A 19,876-nucleotide genomic window follows, 5' to 3' on the forward strand; every position below is an offset into this window, starting at 1 on the left:
ACCTCGATGTCGTCTCGCGGGCGGCGGCGCCTCGATTACCGTGCAGCAACAGGAGAACCCGATGATCAAAGTCAGTGTCATGTACCCGTACGCCGCAGGCGCGCGATTCGACCATACTTACTACCGCGACAGGCATATGCCCATGGTGAAACAGCGGCTCGGCGCGGCATGTCTGTACTACACGGTGGACAAGGGCATCGCAGGCGGTGCGCCTGGCGCCGACCCTGTTTATGTCGCCAAGTGTGACTTCGTCTGCACGTCCGTCGAAGCTTTCCAGGCAGCCCGCGACCCGCACGCGCAGGAGATCATGGCCGACATAGCCAATTACACGGATATACAACCCGTGCTGCAAATCAGTGAAGTGATCGTGGAGCGTTCGGAAGGCTGACCAAGGTTCGGATATCGCCAAGCACCGCCTCCGCGTATGGCGTAGCGATGGAGCGCTCGCGCTATCGTGGCGCAGGTCGCGCTCCGTTGCCCTGATCGGGTACGCTCGCCGCCGCGGCAAGGGCGGGACGACATTCCGTGCGTCGAGCCACGAATGAAGAGTCTATGAAGCCACTGGATCTGACGCGTTTCGATCTCAATCTGCTGGTCGTGCTCGAAGCGCTGTGGGTCGAGCGGCACGTCGGCCGCGCGGCCGAACGATTGCATTTGACCCAGTCCGCTACCAGCCATGCGTTGTCGAGGCTGCGTACGGCCTTCGACGATCAGCTTTTCATCCGCAACCCGCGCGGGATCGTGCCGACCCCGCTGACCGTGGAATTGATGCCGCGAGTGGCGGCCGTGCTCGAGTCGGTCAGGCTCGTGGCCAGCCCGCGCGGCCCGTTCGATCCCGGCCGCTTGCAGGCGACGCTGTCGGTGGCGGCCACCGATCACGCCGTCCTGACCGTGATCGCGCCCGTTCTCGCCACGATCCAGGCCGCCGCACCGGGGCTCGTGTTGCAACTGAGGCCGGCCGACAGCGAATCCGCGCTGCGCATGCTGGACGCCGGCGAATTCGACATCGTGCTGGGGTCCGGCTCTTTTGCCCGGATCCCGCAGCGTTTCGATTGCCGGCTCGTCCACAAGGAGCGCTTCGTCGGCATCGCGCGCAAGGGCCATCCCGCGCTGATCAAGCGGGGCAGGAAGCTGCGCATGGACCTCGACGACTTCGCTCGACTGCCGCACATCCTGATCTCGCCGCGCGGCGATGCACGGGGCGCGGTCGACGAGGCGCTGGAGAGCCTCGGTCGTACCCGCAACGTGCACGTCACTTGCCCCGGCTTCCTGGCCGTTCCGTTCATGGTCGGCGCGTCACAATCGATTGCCGTGGTTGCCGAGCGAATCGCATTGCGGTTGCAGGAGACCGCGCAGCTCAGTCTGTTCGAATTGCCGCTGGCGCTGCCGACCTGGGAAGTGCTCGTCATTCGCGCCCGCGGGCGCGCCAACGAGCCCGCCGTCGAGTGGGTGACGAACATGATGATCTCCGGTCACGCAGCGGCGGGGGCCTGATGCGGCCCGAGCGACGCGACGTCATGAATCTCGTGCATCGACTCGATGTGCCGATGCCATTGGATCGTATGCCGCGGTCCTCCTAGAGTGGGGGCGTCGTTCAATCAACCCCCCAGGAGTACCCGATGAAAACCGCGCCCACGTTGGTGATGATCCCTTGCTTCGCCGGGGCTCCGTGGCAGCTCGACCAGTTGACCGCATTGCAGAACCGCGCGATGCGTACGCTTCGTTTGCCGGACGACGTGTACGAACTGGAAACGTTGGCCGATTTCATCGTCGACCAGGTGAAGGACCTCGAGCGCTACGTGCTGGTGGGCGATTCGTATGGCGCGGTCTCGTCGATCGCGGTGGCGACACGGCAGCCGAAGGGCCTCGAGGGTCTCGTGATTTCCGGCGGCTTCGCCAGGAGCCCGATCACGTCGCCGTTGCTGAAGGCGCTGGCGGCGCTTGCACCGTTCTTCCCGGGGCCGTTTTACCGGCAGACGACGCTTCGGATCCACGCGGCGCAACTGGCTTCGTCGTTCGACAGCGAAGGGGAGATTCCGTGGTCTGCCGGCAAGAGTCGCGCCTTCTTCGTCAGGGAGACGCCGCACCGCGCGTACGTCAACCGCATGCGTTCGATCGAGAAGGCGGACTATACGACCCGGCTGAAGCAGATCGACGTTCCGACGCTGATCCTGACGCCGGAAGAGGACAAGCTGATCGGCAAGGAAGCCGCGGGGATTCTCCTGAACGGCATAAAGGGCGCGCAGGAAGTCGTCATGCCGCGCACCGGCCACATGTTCAGGTTCTCGCATCCCGGTGCCTATTCGCTCGAGATCCGGAAGTTTCTGGAGCGGGTATCGCTTTAGGCGCGATCGCCGCCGAATGGATAGCGCCCGCATACCCGGCACCTTCGCCGGCGGGATACAGCCTTCGACGTTCGTGCTCTGATAGATCGGTGAAACGTTTGGCAGTCCGCTTAATCCGGTCCGTCGGCCTTTTTATTTGGCGATGCACTCGGGACTTATACCAATCAACCGCGCAAAACCGAAACTTAAATACGTTTAAATGGAATGGGCGTGATAGTCTGAAATGGCAATATATAAAAACGCAATAAATAACGGGGCACAAACATGAAGCAGGCCATAGGGGACGCGGGGGGCGCATGCGCGCAAAGTACCCTGGCGCCGCCCGCTGCAGCGGGCGCAGATGAGTCGGAGCGGATCAATCTGATCGAGCTTGGCGCGCGCGTGGCGTCAGTGACCGTGCTGGGTGTGTTTGCTTATCTGATTTACATGTCGTGGCGATCGGATCCGAGCCGGATCACGCTGATCCTGCTGCTGGTTTCCGCGATACTGACCGTCGGCATGTCGGCTTTTGCGAAATTGCCGACGCGGCGGGACTGGCACCCCGTCGCGGTGTGCTTTTCTCTTGGCGGATCGTTCTATTGCCTGGCTTATCAACTGACCGCCAGTACGCAACTGATTCCGGAGTGGGCCGGAGGCACCTGGCAAATTTGCGGGATTGCGTGGCAACTGTTCGCGAAGCTGTCGCTGGGGCGCTCGTTCGGCCTGCTGCCAGCCAATCGCGGGGTCGTCTCGACGGGTGCGTACCGGTTCATGCGTCACCCGATCTATGCCGGTTACCTGTTGTCCGAAATCGGTTTTCTGCTCGCAAACTTCAGTACCCGGAACGCGCTCACGATCGGCGTCTGGATGCTGTTGCAGATCGGGCGAATCAGAATGGAGGAGCGGGTGTTGTCGGAAGACGCGGATTATCGTGCGTACAAGACGAAGGTACGGTACCGGCTGATTCCAGGCGTGTTCTGACGGGAATGCCGAAAGCGCGCCATGGCTGAGCGTCGATGACGCGCATGGGCGCGGCGGACTTGCGAAAGCCGGCGCGCTCAGGTCACGAACCTGCGCGCGCCGGCCCCGTATCGCAGATCAGGACGCGTGCGCCGACGTCAGACTGAGCGCCACCGCTTGCGCGACCTCGATGCCGTCGATCGCTGCCGAATAGATGCCGCCCGCATACCCGGCGCCTTCGCCGGCCGGATACAGGCCTTCGACGTTCATGCTCTGGTAGTCGTCCTTGCGTCGAATCCGGATCGGCGAAGACGTGCGCGTTTCCACGCCGGTGAGCACGGCATCATGCATCGCGAAGCCGGCGATCTTCTTGTCGATCTCGGGCAGGGCTTCGCGGATCGCTTCGATCACGTAGTCCGGCAGCGCGGTGCTGAGATCGGTCGGATTCACGCCGGGCTTGTACGACGGCTCCACGGCGCCCAGCGACGTCGACGGCCGGCCCGCGATGAAATCGCCGACCAGCTGGCCCGGCGCGCGGTAATCGCCGCCGCCGAGTTCGAACGCGCGTTCTTCCCATTTGCGCTGGAACGCGATGCCGGCGAGCGGGCCGCCCGGATAGTCGTCCGGCGTGATGCCGACGACGATGCCCGCATTCGCATTGCGCTCGGCGCGCGAATACTGGCTCATCCCGTTGGTGACCACGCGGCCGGGCTCCGAGGTCGCGGCGACCACCGTGCCGCCCGGGCACATGCAGAAGCTGTAGACGGCGCGCCCGTTGCTTGCGTGGTGGACCACCTTGTAGTCGGCCGCGCCGAGTTGCTTGTGGCCCGCGAACTTGCCGAAGCGGCTGCGATCGATCAGCCCCTGCGGATGCTCGATGCGAAAACCCAGCGAGAACGGCTTGGCTTCGATGTAGACGCCGCGGTCGTGCAGCATCTGGAACGTGTCGCGCGCGCTGTGGCCCACGGCCAGCACCACGCGGTCGCACCGCAGCGTTTCCCCGTTCGACAGCTTGAGCGCGCGCACCTTGCCCTGGTCGATTTCGATGTCGTCGACGCGGGTTTCGAAACGCACTTCGCCGCCGAGTTCGTGGATCGACGCGCGCATTTTTTCCACCATGCTGACGAGCCGGAACGTGCCGATGTGCGGCCGGCTCAGATACAGGATGTCCTCGGGCGCGCCGGCCTTGACGAATTCGTCCAGCACCTTGCGGCCATAGTGGTTCGGATCCTTGATCTGGCTGTACAACTTGCCGTCGGAAAACGTCCCCGCGCCGCCTTCGCCGAACTGCACGTTGGATTCGGGATTGAGCACGCTCTTGCGCCACAGGCCGAAGGTGTCCTTGGTGCGCTCGCGCACGGCCTTGCCGCGTTCGAGGATGATGGGACGGAACCCCATCTGCGCGAGGATCAGCCCGGCGAACAGCCCGCACGGCCCCATGCCAATGACGACCGGGCGCAGGAAATCGGCGTGTTCGGGCGCCTTCGTGACGAAGTGGTACGCCATGTCGGGCGTCACGCCGCAATGCGGTTTGCCGGCGATGCGCTCGAGCGCGGCCGCTTCGTCGTCGACTTCGATATCAACGATATACGTGAGCTTGATGTCGGCGCGCTTGCGTGCGTCGTGCGCGCGGCGGAACACGGTGTAACGGAGCAGCCCGTCTGCCGCCACGCCGAGCTCCGCGAGGCGCGCGCGAATCGCGGCCTCGAGCGCGCTGTCGGGGTGGTCGAGGGGGAGTTTAATTTCGCTTAGCCGTAACATGGGGACTCGGATGCGATTGCCACGGCGCCGTGGCGGTGTTGATACAGGCGGGGCCGGCACGCCGGCGGCGTTGTTCGCCGCGCGGGCATGCCGGACGCAAACCATGCGCTGTCGTTGCGGGACAAGCGGTGCGAGCGGCAGTATGCCGACCCGTACGGGCAACTCGAGCAACTTCAGGATAGGCGCACGAAGCAACCCGTGTGCACGGAAGATTGTCCCGCGTGTCGGGCGATCGGCGCGCCATCATGACGATGCCGCGCGAGCGGTTTGCGCGAAAGCCGCGCCACGCGGGCGCGGCCCGGGCTTACTCCGCTGCCGGATGCACGCGGCTGTAGCGGTTCAGGATCGGGATCATCTGCGCGTAGATCTTCGGGTTCGCGGCGACGATCTCGTGGCGATGCAGGAAATCGGCGTCGCCCGTGTAGTTGCCGACGAGGCCGCCGGCCTCGGTGATCAGCAGGCTGCCCGCCGCCATGTCCCACACGTTGATGCCTTGCTCGAAGAACGCGTCGAGGCGGCCGGCCGCGACGTTCGCGAGGTCGAGCGCCGCCGCGCCCGGGCGGCGCAGGCCCGTGCAGGCCTGCGTCATTTCGGTGAAGAGGCGCGCGTACGCGTCGAGGCCGTCCTTCTCGCGGAACGGGAAGCCCGTGCCGACCAGCGCGTCCGACAGGCGGTCGCGGCGGCCGACGCGAATGCGGCGGTCGTTCAGGTACGCGCCGCGGCCGCGGGTGGCCGTGAACAGGTCGTTCTTGTTCGGATCGTAGACGACGGCCTGCGTGACGACGCCCTTGTGCTCGAGCGCGATCGATACGCAGTAGTACGGGAAGCCGTGGATGAAGTTGGTCGTGCCGTCGAGCGGATCGATGATCCACTTGAATTCGGATTCGTTCTCCGATTCGCCCGATTCCTCCGCGAGGATCGCGTGGTCGGGGTAGGCGGTCTTCAGCGTCTCGATGATCGCGTCTTCGGCGGCCTTGTCCACTTCGGTGACGAAGTCGTTCTGCTGCTTCTTGCGGATCTCGATCAGGTCGAGATCGAGGGACGCGCGATTGATGATCTGTCCGGCGCGGCGCGCAGCCTTGACAGCAATGTTGAGCATGGGATGCATGAGCCTGGATCCTGTAGCCGGCGGCACGGGCCGCCACGAAGTGGGACAACCGCCCGGAACGGCGCAAGCGTGCCGGGGCGAGGTGAGACGCGAATTGACAAAGAGCGGGGTACGACCCGCGCTGCGCGCGATGCGCAACGCGTAAAGGCATGATTTTACCCGATTTTCGGCGGTTTCAGGCGACCGGCATGCGGGGAAACCCCACTGGCCGTCCGGACGAGTGGGTTTGCGGGAGCGATGGCGATACCATACGGCCATTCTGATGAACCGAGTCGTATCGTAGTGGAAACTCCGCAGAACACCGCCGTGCCGTCCGAATCGGGCGCGGCCTCGTCCCCGCCGCCGTCCGGCGGCTTCACGTCCACCCGCTTCGTGCTCGTCGAGCCGAGCCATCCCGGCAACGTCGGGGCGGCCGCCCGCGCGCTGAAGACGATGGGCTTCTCGCGCCTCGTGCTGGTCGCGCCGCGCGTGCCGCACGTGCAGAGCGATCCCGAGGCGATCGCGATGGCCAGCGGCGCGGACGACGTCCTCGCGTCCGCGCACGTCGTGCCGACGCTTGGCGAAGCGTTGTCCGGCGTTCACTGGTCGATCGCGCTGACCGCGCGCACGCGCGAATACGGGCCGCCGCGTCTCGCGCCGCGCGCGGCCGCCACGCAGGCGAGCGCGCAGGTCGGCGCGGGCGACATCGCGCTCGTGTTCGGCAACGAGCGCACCGGTCTCGCGAACGAGCATGTCGAGCAGTGCAGCGCGCTCGCGCACATTCCGGCCAATCCGGCCTACAGTTCGCTGAATCTCGCGCAGGCCGTGCAGGTGCTCGCGTACGAGTTGCGCGTCGCGTTTCTCGAGCAGGCGAGCGAGCCGTTGGCGCCGCCGCAGGCCGAAGCCGGCACGCTCGCGCAGAGCGACGAGATCGAGCGGATGTACGTGCACCTCGAGAACGCACTGATATCGCTCGACTTCCTCGATCCGCGCAATCCGAAGAAGCTGATGCCGCGGCTGCGGCGGCTGTTCGCGCGCACGGGCCTCGAGCGCGAGGAGGTGAACATCCTGCGCGGCGTCGCGAAGCACATCCTGCTGAAGTCGGGCAAGCCGGGCGGCGACGCGTAAGCAGCCGGCGCTCCGATTGCCGGGCGCGGGGGAGTCCGGCGGATGCGGCGTGTGGCCGGGCAGGCCATGCGGCGACCGACCGGGAGCGTCGCAGCGGCGCTTTCTTCGGACCGACCGTCCCCGGAAACCCCGCCGCAGCAAGCGTCCCGGCCGAATACCCGCGCCGACGGCGGGGTGAACGCGCGACCGCGTGCGGCCCGGCGCGACTGGCCCTACAATCGCCGGACGTCATAAGCAAATGACCCGGCGCGATAACGGCCGGCATTGCCGGCGATGCGCGCCGGCCTTTTCCCAGATTACATCATGTTCACGAGACTGCGCGAAGACGTTGCAACGATTCGCGAGCGGGATCCCGCCGCTCGCAGTGCGTGGGAAGTGCTGACCTGTTATCCGGGGCTGCATGCGCTTGTGCTGCACCGTTTCGCGCACGCATGCTGGCGCTCGAAACGCTACTGGCTCGCGCGGTTCGCGTCGCAGGCCGGCCGGTTCCTGACGGGGATCGAGATCCACCCCGGCGCGACGATCGGCCGGCGCGTGTTCATCGATCACGGCATGGGTGTCGTGGTCGGCGAGACGGCGATCATTGGCGACGACTGCACGATCTACCAGGGCGTGACGCTGGGCGGCACGTCGCTCACGCGCGGCGCGAAGCGCCACCCGACGCTCGAGGCCGGCGTGATCGTCGGCGCCGGCGCGAAGGTGCTCGGCGGTTTCACGGTCGGCGCGGGCGCGAAGATCGGCTCGAACGCGGTGGTCGTCAAGCCGGTGCCGGCGGGCGGCACGGCGGTCGGCAATCCGGCGCGCATCGTGATGCCGGCGCAGCCGAAGCCGCAGCCCGAGCGCGCGGCATTCTGCGCGTACGGGATCACGCCGAACGCCGACGATCCGATGTCGCTCGCGATTCACGGGCTGATCGATCACGCGGCGAAGGAAAGCCGCCGCGTCGACGAGATCGTCGCGGCGCTCGAGCGGCTCGGCACGCATCTGGAAACGCTGCAGGGCGCCGACGCGGCGCGCCTCGACCTGCGCAGGCTGTCGGCGGTGCTGGAAGGCAAGACGGTCGAACGCCAGATGTAACGAACGAGAAGGGCGCCGACGGCTGCCGGTCAGCGCGGCAGCGGCGGCGTCAGTCGAGCGGCATCGCGTGGATGCCTTCCGCATCGACGCGCAGGTAGCCGCCGCGCCGCGTGCCGTGATCGAGATCCCAGTCGGGCAGCACCCAGCGGACCCCGCCCGGTTCCGCGTGGCGCGCGGGGCGGTGCGTGTGGCCGTGAATGATCACGCTCGCGCGGCTTTTCCGGAACAGCGCGGCCACGCCTTCCCGCGTGACGTCGTAGATGGCCGACGCAGGGCGCGTCCGGCCCGCTTCGCTGGTCGAGCGCATGCGCTGCGCGAGCGCGCGGCGCCAGCGCAACGGCCACGCGAGAAACAGCCATTGCGCAGCGCGGTTGCGCGCGAAGCGGCGGAACACCTGGTAGCCGCGGTCGGCCGTGCATTGCGCGTCGCCGTGCGCGAGCACGATGCGCTGGCCGAACGCGATGATCAACGAAGGATCGGGCAGCAGCATCGCGCCGGCGGCCTTCATGAAGCGCCGGCCGAGCAGGAAATCGCGGTTGCCGTGCATCACGTAGAGCGCGATGCCGCGTTCCGAGAACGTGTGCATCAGCGCGGCCATGCGCGCGGCGAACGGATCGTCGTCGAGGATGTCGTCGCCGATCCAGTATTCGAACAGGTCGCCGAGGATGAACACCGAATCGGCGCTGTCGGCGGTGTATTTCACGAAATGCTCGAACGCGGCGACCGTCTTCGGAATCGCTTCGCTCAGGTGCAGATCGGAGAGAAACAGGAACGGGCGTGCGGCTTGCGCGTACTCGCGCTCGCCCGGCACGCCCGCGGAGACGCTTCGCGGCGGACTCTCCTGCAACATCGAAGTGCCTCCGTAACGGCTGGTGCGTCAGACCACCACGGCCTTTTCGATCACGACGTCGTCGGCCGGCACGTCCTGGTGGAAGCCGGCGTTGCCCGTCTTGACACCCTTGATCTTGTCGACCACGTCCTGGCCTTCGACGACCTTGCCGAACACCGCGTAGCCCCAGCCCTGCGGCGTCGGCGACGAGTGGTTCAGGAAGTCGTTGTCGTTCACGTTGATGAAGAACTGGGCGGTCGCCGAGTGCGGATCGTTCGTGCGCGCCATCGCGACCGTGTAGTTGTCGTTCTTCAGGCCGTTGTTCGCTTCGTTGTCGATCGGCGCGTCGGTCGGCTTCTGCTTCAGGCCCGGCTCGAAGCCGCCGCCCTGGATCATGAAGCCGTTGATCACGCGGTGGAACACGGTGCCGTCGTAGTGGCCTTTCTTCACGTAGTTCAGGAAGTTCTCGACCGTCTTCGGTGCCTTCGCGGCGTCGAGTTCGAGCTTGATCACGCCGTGGTTCGTATGCAGTTCAACCATGATGAATTCCTTCGGTGAGGCAGTTTAAATGGCACGCGGCCGGTCGTGCGACGCGGCCGCGTGAGGCGCCGGACGTGCCGGCAGGTTCTTACTTCGAGACGATGCTCGCCGATTCGATCAGGACCGGCTGGGCCGGCACGTCCTGCATCGGCCCGCGCGAGGTCGTCGCCACGCCTTCGATCTTCTTCACGACGTCGAGACCCGACACGACCTTGCCGAACACCGCATAGCCGTTGCCGTCCGGGTTCGGGTAGTCGAGGCCGCTGTTGTCGACCGTATTGATGAAGAACTGCGCGGTGGCCGAATTCGGGTCGCTGGTGCGCGCCATCGCGATCGTGCCCGTCAGGTTCTTCAGACCATTGCGGCTCTCCAGCGGGATCGGCGCGCGGGTCGGCTTCTCCTCGAAGTTGGTCTTGTAGCCGCCGCCCTGGATCATGAAGCCCTTGATCACGCGATGGAAGATCGTGCCGTTGTACTGGCCGGCCTTCACGTAATCGAGGAAGTTGGCGACCGACTTCGGCGCCTTCTCCGGGTAGAGCTCGACGCGGATGTCGCCCTGCGAGGTCTTCAGCTGCACGACGGGGTGCGCGGTGGCCGTTTGCGCGAACGCGGGCGCGGTCGCGAGAAGGGCGGCGCCGCCAAGCGCCAGCAACAGACGTTTCATTGCGATCCTCAGGTTGGGAGGGAAAGGAGGCCGCGCCGCTTATTTAGACGGCGCGACGTACGGCGCCGCCAGTGCGCCCGACGGACCGCTGAACTGGAACGTCGGCGACATCGGCAGCGTGGTGGTGCTCACGTTCGCGGCGGCGCGGTCGGTGTAGTCGCGCGTGGCCGGCGTCGTCGCGCGGGCGTTCGGCGCGGCCTTCGACGGCGACACGATCTTCTGCAGATCGGCGAGGCGCTGCGCGGTCGCGCCGCTCGTGCGGCCGAGCGATTGCGCGCGCTTGTACGATTCGGCCGCGAGCCGCAGGTAGAGATCGCCGAGGTTCTCGTACGCGAGCGAGTAGCCCGGGTTCGATTGCGTCGCGGTGACGAGCGCGGTGCGCGCTTCGTCATAGCGGCCGTGCTTCGCGTAGAGCGCCGCGAGGTTGTTGTACGGCTCGGGCAGTTCGGGGTACGCCTGCGTGATCGCGACGAACTGCTGGATTGCGTCGTCGTCGCGGTTCAGGCGGGCCAGCACGGTGCCGCGCTTGAACTGCGCCTGCACGTCGTGCGGGTTCGACGCGATGCGCGCGTCGAGCTGCGCGAGCGCCTGCTTCCACTGCTTGCCGGCGATCGACGCGTCGACTTCGGGCGTGCCGTCGGCGACCGCCGGGGCCTTTTGCGCATGCGCCGCGGGAGCCGCGAAAAGCGTCAGCGCGACGCCCATGACGGTGGTCGCAACGAGGGTCGCAGCGCTCGGCGCGCGGCCGCGATGAGGTTTCATAGGCGTAAATCGGAATGTTATACTCCGACCCATTCTAACAAAACGTCTGCGCGTTCCGGCGAGCGTCAGACAGTCTTTCTTAGCCTCTCGTGGCCGTCACCGCTGTGCTTGCAGCCTGACCGCCCCATGTGATATCGAGGACGCGCGGCCTGGCGCCGCGGCAGATGGTCCGTCCGTTTCACATGCTGGGCGAGCTTCGCCAGGGCGGTTTCCTTCGGCTCACGGTTCATCTCTATGGAATCACTGCGCATCTACAACACGCTCGCGCGTGACAAGCAAGTTTTCGTGCCGCGCCAGTCCGGCGAAGTGCGGATGTACGTATGCGGGATCACCGTCTACGACTATTGTCACGTGGGCCACGCGCGCATGCTGGTCGTGTTCGACCTCGTCCAGCGCTGGCTGCGTGCGATCGGCTATCGGGTCACGTACGTGCGCAACATCACCGACATCGAGGACAAGATCATCCGCCGCGCGGTCGAGAACGGCGAGACGATCAAGTCGCTGACCGACCGCTTCATCGGCGCGATGCACGAGGATGAAGCCGCGCTCGGCATCCAGCGGCCCGATATCGAGCCGCGCGCGACGCAGTTCATTCCGCAGATGCTCGGCATGATCGAGACGCTCGAAGCGAACGGCTACGCGTACCAGGCGAGCGACGGCGACGTCAATTACTCGGTGCGCAAGTTCGCGAACTACGGGAAGCTGTCGGGCAAGTCGCTCGACGACCTCCGCGCGGGCGAGCGCGTCGCCGCGAACGATGCGAAGCAGGATCCGCTCGACTTCGTGCTGTGGAAGCGCGCGAAGGAGGACGAGCCGGACGGCGCGTCGTGGGCGTCGAAGTACGGGATGGGGCGCCCGGGCTGGCACATCGAGTGCTCGGCGATGGGCTGCTCGCTGCTCGGCAATCACTTCGACATCCACGGCGGCGGGCAGGATCTGCAATTCCCGCACCACGAGAACGAGATCGCGCAGAGCGAAGGCGCGACCGGCCAGACGTTCGTCAACTACTGGATGCACAACGGCTTCGTGCAGGTCGACAACGAGAAGATGTCGAAATCGCTCGGCAACTTCTTCACGATCCGCGAAGTGCTCGAGCGTTACGACGCGGAAGTCATGCGCTTCTTCATCGTGCGCACGCACTACCGTTCGCCGCTCAATTACAGCGACGTGCATCTCGACGATGCGCGCGCGTCGCTCACGCGTCTGTACACCGCGCTGAAGGACGTCGATGCCGATACGCTCGCGCTCGACTGGAACGAGCCGCACGCGCAGCGTTTCGCGGCCGCGATGAACGACGATTTCAACACGCCGGTCGCGGTGGCGACGCTGTTCGAGCTGGCGGGCGAAGTCAACCGCACGCGCGACGCGTCGCTCGCACGGCAACTGAAACAGCTGGCGGGCCTGCTCGGCCTGCTGGGCCGCGAACCGCGCGCGTTCCTGCAGCAGGCGTCCGGCGCCGCGCAGGCGGGCGGGCTCGCTGCCGACGAGATCGACGCGAAGATCGCCGCGCGTGTCGCGGCGAAGCAAGCGAAGGACTATGCCGAAGCGGACCGGATCCGGGCGGAATTGCTCGAAGCCGGTATCGCACTTGAAGACAAACCGGGCGGATCGACCGAATGGCGTCGCGTATGAGCGCGGCGCGTTCCACTGACCGATCCGTCAGGTAGGAGGCAAGATGGCAACGGCCAGAAAAGCGCCGGTCAGGCGCGCGACCCCGGTCGCCGCGCGTCCGGCAGCCAAGCGTGCGTCGGCGGCGAAGACGGACGCGGCGCGCGCCGTGCCGAACGGCGCGCTGAACGGTCATGCGCAGCCCGTGGCCGCGCTGCCGGCCGCCGACGCGGCCCGCAAGACACGTGTGTCCGAAGCGGACGGCGCGGAGGTCGTCGTGCGTCCTGCCTATTGGGACAAGGCGTGCGCGGACCTCGTCAAGCGCGACCGGATCCTGAAGAAACTGATTCCGAAGTTCGGCCCCGCGCATCTCGTGAAGCGCGGCAACCCGTTCGTCACGCTCGCGCGCTCGGTCGTCGGCCAGCAGATTTCGGTGCCGTCTGCCCAGTCGCTGTGGGCGCGCATCGAGGACGCCTGTCCGAAACTCGCACCGCAACCGGTGATCCGGCTCGGCGCGGACAAGCTGATCGCGTGCGGGTTGTCGAAGCGCAAGACGGAATACATCCTCGATCTCGCGCAGCATTTCGTGTCGGGGGCGCTGCACGTCGACAAATGGACGTCGATGGATGACGAGGACGTGATCGCGGAACTCACGCAGATCCGCGGCATCAGCCGCTGGACGGCCGAGATGTTCCTGATCTTCAACCTGTCGCGGCCGGACGTGCTGCCGCTCGACGACCCGGGCCTGATCCGTGCGATCAGCGTCAATTACTTCAGCGGGGAACCCGTCACGCGCAGCGAGGCGCGCGAGGTGGCCGCCAACTGGGAGCCGTGGCGCACCGTCGCGACCTGGTACATGTGGCGCAGCCTCGATGCGCCTGACGCCGACGCCTGAGCGTTGGCTATCGGGTTTTAAACATCAATAGTTGAGAGCCGGTTTTGAGCGTCGCCCGCGCGGGTAGAATACGCGCTGCCGCAAGACCCAAGGATTCGAACACATGAAGACCACGTTTCTGGATTTCGAACAGCCGATCGCCGAACTCGAGGCCAAGATCGAAGAGCTGCGATTCGTGCAGGACGACTCGGCTGTCGATATTTCGGAAGAAATCGAGCGGCTGTCGAAGAAAAGCCAGCAACTGACGAAAGACCTCTACGCGAACCTGTCGCCGTGGCAGGTGTCGCAGATCGCGCGGCACCCGCAGCGTCCGTACACGCTCGATTACGTTGCGGAACTGTTTACCGATTTCCACGAGCTGCATGGCGACCGCGCGTTCGCGGACGACCTGTCGATCGTCGGCGGTCTCGCACGCTTCGGCGGCCATCCGTGCATGGTGATCGGTCACCAGAAGGGCCGCGACACGAAGGAACGCGCGGCGCGCAACTTCGGGATGCCGCGTCCGGAAGGCTATCGCAAGGCCGAACGGCTGATGCGTCTGGCCGAGAAGTTCGGGCTGCCGATCTTCACGTTCGTCGACACGCCGGGTGCGTACCCGGGCATCGGCGCGGAAGAGCGCGGCCAGTCGGAGGCGATCGGCCGCAACCTGTACGTGATGGCCGAGCTGAAGACGCCGATCATTACCACGGTGATCGGCGAGGGCGGCTCGGGCGGCGCGCTCGCGATCGCCGTGGCCGACACCGTGATGATGCTGCAGTTCTCGACCTATTCGGTGATCTCGCCGGAAGGCTGCGCATCGATCCTGTGGAAGAGCGCCGCGAAGGCGCCGGAAGCCGCGGAAGCGCTGGGCCTGACCGCACATCGCCTGAAGGCGCTCGGCCTGATCGACAAGATCATCAACGAGCCGCTCGGCGGCGCGCATCGCGATCCGAAGGGCATGGCCGCGCTGCTGCGCCGTGCGCTCGCCGATTCGCTGCGCCAGTTCCAGGGCATGAGCATCGACGCGCTGCGCGAGCGCCGCTTCGAGCGCCTGATGGCCTACGGCAAGTTCAAGGAAACCACGCCCGGCGCATGACCGGCGTGCTCGCATCGCGCGCCGTTCGGCGCGCGTTTCTCTCGTGATCCCCCCGACCGAATTCTCCGCCGACCGCGTCGTACTCGACGCGGTCGGCGTTGCGCTTTCCGGCCTGCCGCCGGATGCGCGTATCGCGATCGCCTACAGCGGCGGCCTCGATTCGACGGTGCTGCTCGATGCGGCCGTGCGCGTCGCGGGCGCATCGCGCTGCGTCGCGCTGCACGTGCATCACGGCCTGAGCGCGAACGCCGACGCGTGGGTCGCGCATGCCGAAGCGGAAGCGGCGCGGCTCGGTGTCGCATTCGAATCGATGCGCGTCGACGTGCCGCGCGACAGCGGGCTCGGTATCGAGGCGACGGCGCGCGAGCGTCGCTACGCGGCGCTCGACGAGATGGGCGAACGCCACGGCGTGGCAGCGCTCTGGCTCGCGCAGCATGCGGACGACCAGGCCGAGACGGTGTTGCTGCAACTGTTGCGCGGGGCGGGAATCGCGGGGCTGGCCGCGATGGCGCCGCGTTATCGCCCCGACGGCGTGAGCATCGAGCGTGTGCGTCCATTGCTGCGACTGTTGCGCGCACAACTTGAGCGCTATGCGGAGCAGCATGCGCTCGCGTGGATCGACGACGAATCGAACGGCGATACGCGTTATGCGCGCAATGCGCTGCGCCTCGACGTGCTGCCGGCGCTGGCCGTGCATTTCCCGGGCTTTCGCGACGCGCTCGGTCGCGCGGCCCAGCATGCGGCGGCCGCTCAGCGGCTGCTCGACGATCTGGCCGAGCTGGATTTCGCCGTCGCCGCGCGCGATGACGGTCAGGCGCTGTCGCGCGACGCGCTGATCGGCTTCGACGATACGCGCGGCGCAAACCTGCTGCGCTTCTGGATGCGCCGGCTCGGTTTGCCGGGCGCATCGGCTGCCCGGCTCGCCAACATGATGCGGCAACTGCGCGCGGCGCACGACGCGCATGCGCTGCGCGTCGATCACGCGGGGCAGTGCCTGCGGCTCTATCGCGATGTCGTCTACTGGGAGGCGGGCGACAGCAGCGAACCGGCCGACGACGGCACGGGGACGCCGCAACCGGAGGCGGCGCTCGCATGGGACGGACAGGAAGTGTGGCGCCTGCCGGGATGGCGCGGCACGTTCGTGTTCGCGCCGGCCGACGCGGGCAGCGCCGATGCGGTGCCGGAGGGGCTGCTGCGCGGTGCGCGGCTGGCGGCGCGCGCCCGGGCCGGCGGCGAACGGATGCGTACGTCGCCGGGCGGGCCGGGCCGCACGCTGAAGAACCTGTTCCAGGAGCGCGGCGTGCCGGCCTGGCAGCGCGACGTGCCGCTGCTGTTCGCGGGCGACCGGCTGATCTACGTGCCGCGGCTGGGCGTCAATCGCGACATCGACGTGCCTGACGGCGCGGCGCCCGGCGCCGCCGCATGGCGCCGGATCGAGTGGCGTCCCGACCTGCTGATCGCCTAGCGGCGGCGGGCTGCCGGCGGCGCGATGGCGTGCCCATTTTCACCATTTGGTAAACAGCGCCGGAACGCCCGCCGACGCGGCGCGCGGCTTGTCAAGCGGGCTTCTATCGGGTACGCTCGGTCGTTTGCTCGGCTCGATTTTTGAGCGTTTTGTGCAGGTTTTCCGCGTGACGTACCCGGTTTGCGCGGCCTGATCGGCCTTCCGGGCAAAATCCGTCACGCTTGTGCGTTGCGTCCCAGCCGTTCCCCTCGTCGTCCGTCCACAGCCACAAGCCGCGTGACCGAACGGCCATGCGGCCTGCCCAGCGCGCCCGTGCGGTTTCTCCTCCAGTTCAGAACGACAATGGCACTCATCGTACACAAATACGGCGGCACTTCGATGGGCTCGGTCGAGCGCATCAAGAACGTCGCGAAACGCGTCGCAAAATGGCATCAGGCCGGGCACCAGATGGTGGTCGTGCCTTCGGCGATGTCCGGCGAAACCAACCGTCTGCTCGGTCTTGCGAAAGAGATTTCGAGCCAGCCGAGCCCGCGTGAGCTCGACATGATTGCGGCGACCGGCGAGCAGGTCAGCGTCGGCCTGCTGTCGATCGCGCTGCAGGAAATCGGCGTCGAGGCCGTGAGCTATGCCGGCTGGCAAGTGCCGATCAAGACCGACAGCGCATTTACGAAAGCACGCATTCACTCGATCGACGACGAGCGCGTGAAGGACGATCTGAACGCAGGCAAGGTCGTGATCATCACGGGCTTCCAGGGCGTCGATCCGGACGGCCACATCACGACGCTGGGCCGTGGCGGCTCGGACACGTCGGCGGTGGCGGTGGCGGCTGCGCTGGGTGCCGAAGAGTGCCTGATCTATACCGACGTCGACGGCGTCTACACGACCGATCCGCGTGTCGTCGAAGAGGCGCGCCGCCTCGATCGCGTGACGTTCGAGGAGATGCTGGAAATGGCCAGCCTCGGCTCGAAGGTCCTGCAGATCCGCTCGGTCGAATTCGCCGGCAAATACCAGGTGAAGACGCGTGTGCTGTCGAGCCTGACCGATCCGCTGATTGCGCTCGACGAAGAAATGCGCTCGGGCACCCTGATTACTTTTGAAGAAGACGAGACCATGGAAAAGGCAGTCATTTCCGGCATCGCGTTCCAGCGCGACGAAGCACGCATTGCGGTGATGGGCGTGCCCGACAAGCCGGGCATCGCATATCAGATCCTCGGCCCGGTGGCCGATGCGAACGTCGACGTCGACATGATCATCCAGAACCAGAGCGTCGAAGGCAAGACCGACTTCACGTTCACGGTCGGTCGCGGCGACTACCAGCGGGCGATGGACATCCTCACCAACCAGGTGCAGGGCCATGTGAGCGCGGAGCGCGTGCAGGGCGACCCGAAGGTGTCGAAGGTGTCGGTCGTCGGCGTCGGCATGCGTTCGCACGTGGGCGTCGCGAGCAAGATGTTCCGCACGCTGTCGGAAGAGGGCATCAACATCCAGATGATCTCGACGTCCGAAATCAAGATTTCGGTGCTGATCGACGAGAAATACATGGAGCTGGCCGTCCGCGCGCTGCACAAGGTGTTCGAACTCGACCAGGCATCGTGAATTTTCCGTGATGCATTGAAGAAAATGCATCACGGAAATTGACGTGCGGTTCGAAACCCTATATTATTTCGTTCTCGTCGCACTGCCTCCCTGGTGCGAGCGAAAGTTTGGGAGACGTGGCCGAGAGGTCGAAGGCACTCCCCTGCTAAGGGAGCATCTGGGCCAAAACCTGGATCGAGGGTTCGAATCCCTCCGTCTCCGCCAAAAGCGGTGACAAAGCCCCGCAAGTTCTCGGACTTGCGGGGCTTTTTCTTTTTCAGCCGCACCGTGCGGTGCCGCGCGCCAAGCATCGATGCCGTCGAATCTCACCCTCGGGCGCGCATCGTCGATACGGCATTCGGGCAATGAGTGCTCGACTTGAGTGGCGGTCATGCGCTACATATCGCGTATCGTCCGACGCGACTCGAGGTGATGCTCTTGGCAAACCCGCATTCCGTTCTGACCATCCTGTCTCATCGACCTGTCGACGGATTGATCGACAACCACGCACGTTACGCGCACCTGCACGGCTACCGGCATGTGACGGTCGACGGCATGCACGTGTACGGCGAGCGCCAGCAGGTGCTGCACAAGTACCACGCGATCATCGCGCAACTCGTTGCGATGGAGCAGGGTGCGTTGCTGCTGGTGCTCGATTCGTTCTCCGTCGTGTTCGATCCGCACGCGCTGCCGGACGTCGCGCACGGTTACGATGCGATCGTCACGACGCAGACGTCGCAATCGGCGTTGCCCGCCGCGAGCGGCATGATCTTTCGCAACGTGCGCGACGTGCGCGAGCAGTTACGCCGGCTGGCGGTCGAACTGGGCAAGTGGGCGATGCATCTTCCGGAGCGGCGGCACGCGTGCGAGGCGACGCTGCTGGCGGAGCACTTTCCACCGCTGCCGTTCGACGCCCCGCTTGCGAACGGTCATTTCGCGTCGGCCCAGACGGTCTGGAGCGATGGCGTCTCGATCGATTCGATCGCCGGCGCACGGCCGCTCGTGGCGCACCAGACACCCGAGTGGCGAGACGTGAACGGCGTCTGGGCGCCGGCGCCCGATTACGACTTCCGTTACGTGACGGCGCTCGTCGACGATGCCGAACGGTACCAGCGCGGCGACTGCCCGCGCGCGATGGACGACTGGCGCGCCGCGCAGCAGCGACCGCGCGAAGCGGAGCGGCACGTGAATCCGCACGCGCGGATTGCGTTCGTGAGCCTGCATACGTCGCATATCGCGGGCTACGGCGACCTGCACGAGGAGAATTTCGTGCGCTACTGCACGCGACATGGCTATGCGTACCACACGTATCGCGCCGCGCCCGCATTCCTGCCGGACGGCATCGATGCGAACTGGGCGAAGCTGCATCTGATTCGCGAACATCTGCCGCATCACGCATTCGTGTTCTGGGTCGATGCGGACATCCTCGCGATCGACCAGCGCCAGCGCATCGACGGCACGATCGAGGGGCGCGACTTCGTGATCGGCACCGATCACACGGCGTGGGCGATCAACTCGTGCATGATCGGTGTCCGCAACGTGGCGCCGATGCGCGAACTGGTCGAGCGCCTCTGCGCGCGCATCGAGCGGTTCGACGATCGTTCGTCGATCTACGCCAGTGGTGGCGATCAGCAGGCGATCTATGTGGAGTTGCTCGAATCCGGCATGATCGACGCACGCTATATCGTCGATGCGACGACGCTCGCGTCATCGCCCGTCTATGCGACGCGCGACAGCCGCTTCGTCCATTTCCCCGCCCAGCATGATCACTATCGCGCGGTGACGATGCGCGTATGGGATCGCTTGAGTCACCTGCGCTAACGGCCGGTCGCGTGAGAAGAGGTGGGCGACGGCCGCCCGATCTCCGGTATACGCGGCACGAGGTCGAATGAAATAACAATGAAAGTATCGATGTAAGGTAAGAGGTGCCGCGCGATCGCGGCACTGCGGAACGACGACCCTGTCGTTCCGGCCCTTCGACATGACCCGTTGACATCAAAAATGCGGCGCCGCGTCGATTTTCGTCGCGCAGCGCATCGAGCAATACAAAAAATTACTCATATAAATCAGCGAACTACGCCGACTCTGAAAAACAATGTTCTGCTGCGCTGCAGAAAATAATCAAT

At 65.9% G+C, this 19,876-nt stretch carries 18 protein-coding genes and 1 tRNA gene; 13 read left to right on the top strand and 6 right to left on the bottom strand.

What is annotated here, in order from left to right; all coding sequences use genetic code 11:
• The first annotated feature begins 61 nt into the window (after positions 1 to 61).
• The 4 genes from HWW87_RS05505 to HWW87_RS05520 all read left to right on the top strand — a co-directional run bounded on the left by HWW87_RS05505 (position 62) and on the right by HWW87_RS05520 (position 3,305).
• Entirely contained in the window at positions 62 to 388 is a 327-nt protein-coding gene (locus tag HWW87_RS05505; RefSeq protein WP_175819546.1) for an EthD family reductase, read from the top strand.
• Between the two features lie 164 nt (positions 389 to 552).
• Entirely contained in the window at positions 553 to 1,494 is a 942-nt protein-coding gene (locus HWW87_RS05510) for a LysR family transcriptional regulator (RefSeq protein WP_175819547.1), read from the top strand.
• Positions 1,495 to 1,619: 125 nt separating this feature from the next.
• Complete coding sequence (locus HWW87_RS05515; RefSeq protein ID WP_175819548.1) at positions 1,620 to 2,345, top strand: alpha/beta hydrolase; 726 nt, start codon at positions 1,620 to 1,622, stop codon at positions 2,343 to 2,345.
• A gap of 264 nt (positions 2,346 to 2,609) precedes the next feature.
• Positions 2,610 to 3,305: an isoprenylcysteine carboxylmethyltransferase family protein gene (locus tag HWW87_RS05520; RefSeq protein WP_175819549.1), complete on the top strand. Its 696-nt coding sequence runs from the start codon at positions 2,610 to 2,612 to the stop codon at positions 3,303 to 3,305.
• 117 nt (positions 3,306 to 3,422) lie between these two features.
• Here HWW87_RS05520 and HWW87_RS05525 read toward each other — a convergent pair whose 3' ends face one another.
• Together HWW87_RS05525 and HWW87_RS05530 are read right to left on the bottom strand one after the other, a co-directional pair.
• Positions 3,423 to 5,045 (bottom strand): NAD(P)/FAD-dependent oxidoreductase, encoded by a 1,623-nt coding sequence (locus HWW87_RS05525; protein WP_175819550.1) that lies wholly within the window; start codon positions 5,043 to 5,045, stop codon positions 3,423 to 3,425.
• 304 nt (positions 5,046 to 5,349) lie between these two features.
• On the bottom strand, positions 5,350 to 6,153 hold the full coding sequence (locus HWW87_RS05530; RefSeq protein WP_059608913.1) for an inositol monophosphatase family protein: 804 nt from the start codon (positions 6,151 to 6,153) through the stop codon (positions 5,350 to 5,352).
• 282 nt (positions 6,154 to 6,435) lie between these two features.
• Between HWW87_RS05530 and HWW87_RS05535 the strand changes: the two genes are divergently transcribed.
• Both HWW87_RS05535 and cysE read left to right on the top strand, forming a co-directional pair.
• A complete protein-coding gene (locus HWW87_RS05535) occupies positions 6,436 to 7,260 on the top strand; it encodes an RNA methyltransferase (protein ID WP_175819551.1) in 825 nt (274 codons plus the stop codon).
• A 303-nt stretch (positions 7,261 to 7,563) separates the two neighbouring features.
• Positions 7,564 to 8,337, top strand: a complete 774-nt coding sequence (gene cysE, locus HWW87_RS05540) for a serine O-acetyltransferase (protein WP_244107142.1) — start codon at positions 7,564 to 7,566, stop codon at positions 8,335 to 8,337.
• 49 nt (positions 8,338 to 8,386) lie between these two features.
• Here cysE and HWW87_RS05545 read toward each other — a convergent pair whose 3' ends face one another.
• From HWW87_RS05545 to HWW87_RS05560, 4 genes are all read right to left on the bottom strand, one after another.
• Positions 8,387 to 9,187, bottom strand: a complete 801-nt coding sequence (locus HWW87_RS05545; protein ID WP_174388085.1) for a UDP-2,3-diacylglucosamine diphosphatase — start codon at positions 9,185 to 9,187, stop codon at positions 8,387 to 8,389.
• A 27-nt stretch (positions 9,188 to 9,214) separates the two neighbouring features.
• Positions 9,215 to 9,706, bottom strand: coding sequence for a peptidylprolyl isomerase (locus HWW87_RS05550; RefSeq protein WP_011352518.1), 492 nt, complete (start codon positions 9,704 to 9,706; stop codon positions 9,215 to 9,217).
• 88 nt (positions 9,707 to 9,794) lie between these two features.
• Positions 9,795 to 10,370, bottom strand: coding sequence for a peptidylprolyl isomerase (locus HWW87_RS05555; RefSeq protein WP_174431815.1), 576 nt, complete (start codon positions 10,368 to 10,370; stop codon positions 9,795 to 9,797).
• A 39-nt stretch (positions 10,371 to 10,409) separates the two neighbouring features.
• Entirely contained in the window at positions 10,410 to 11,132 is a 723-nt protein-coding gene (locus HWW87_RS05560; RefSeq protein WP_174431816.1) for a tetratricopeptide repeat protein, read from the bottom strand.
• A 234-nt stretch (positions 11,133 to 11,366) separates the two neighbouring features.
• On the opposite strand from HWW87_RS05560, the gene cysS reads away from it, so the two are divergent.
• The 7 genes from cysS (at position 11,367) to HWW87_RS05595 (ending at position 19,571) form a co-directional block, all read left to right on the top strand.
• On the top strand, positions 11,367 to 12,764 hold the full coding sequence (cysS, locus tag HWW87_RS05565) for a cysteine--tRNA ligase (protein WP_175819553.1): 1,398 nt from the start codon (positions 11,367 to 11,369) through the stop codon (positions 12,762 to 12,764).
• A gap of 43 nt (positions 12,765 to 12,807) precedes the next feature.
• Positions 12,808 to 13,635: a DNA-3-methyladenine glycosylase gene (locus HWW87_RS05570; protein WP_175819554.1), complete on the top strand. Its 828-nt coding sequence runs from the start codon at positions 12,808 to 12,810 to the stop codon at positions 13,633 to 13,635.
• A 103-nt stretch (positions 13,636 to 13,738) separates the two neighbouring features.
• On the top strand, positions 13,739 to 14,710 hold the full coding sequence (locus tag HWW87_RS05575; RefSeq protein WP_006478433.1) for an acetyl-CoA carboxylase carboxyltransferase subunit alpha: 972 nt from the start codon (positions 13,739 to 13,741) through the stop codon (positions 14,708 to 14,710).
• A 43-nt stretch (positions 14,711 to 14,753) separates the two neighbouring features.
• The gene (gene tilS, locus HWW87_RS05580) at positions 14,754 to 16,175 is read left to right on the top strand and encodes a tRNA lysidine(34) synthetase TilS (protein WP_175819555.1); all 1,422 of its coding nucleotides are present in this window, start codon (positions 14,754 to 14,756) and stop codon (positions 16,173 to 16,175) included.
• A gap of 342 nt (positions 16,176 to 16,517) precedes the next feature.
• Positions 16,518 to 17,771, top strand: a complete 1,254-nt coding sequence (locus tag HWW87_RS05585) for an aspartate kinase (protein WP_174388090.1) — start codon at positions 16,518 to 16,520, stop codon at positions 17,769 to 17,771.
• Positions 17,772 to 17,881: 110 nt separating this feature from the next.
• Positions 17,882 to 17,975, top strand: a tRNA-Ser gene (locus HWW87_RS05590).
• A gap of 207 nt (positions 17,976 to 18,182) precedes the next feature.
• Positions 18,183 to 19,571 (top strand): hypothetical protein, encoded by a 1,389-nt coding sequence (locus HWW87_RS05595; protein WP_175820679.1) that lies wholly within the window; start codon positions 18,183 to 18,185, stop codon positions 19,569 to 19,571.
• The last annotated feature ends 305 nt before the right edge of the window (positions 19,572 to 19,876 follow it).

It is taken from the genome of Burkholderia sp. BCC0419 (assembly GCF_902830285.1).
In the GTDB taxonomy this organism is placed as follows: Bacteria; Pseudomonadota; Gammaproteobacteria; order Burkholderiales; family Burkholderiaceae; genus Burkholderia.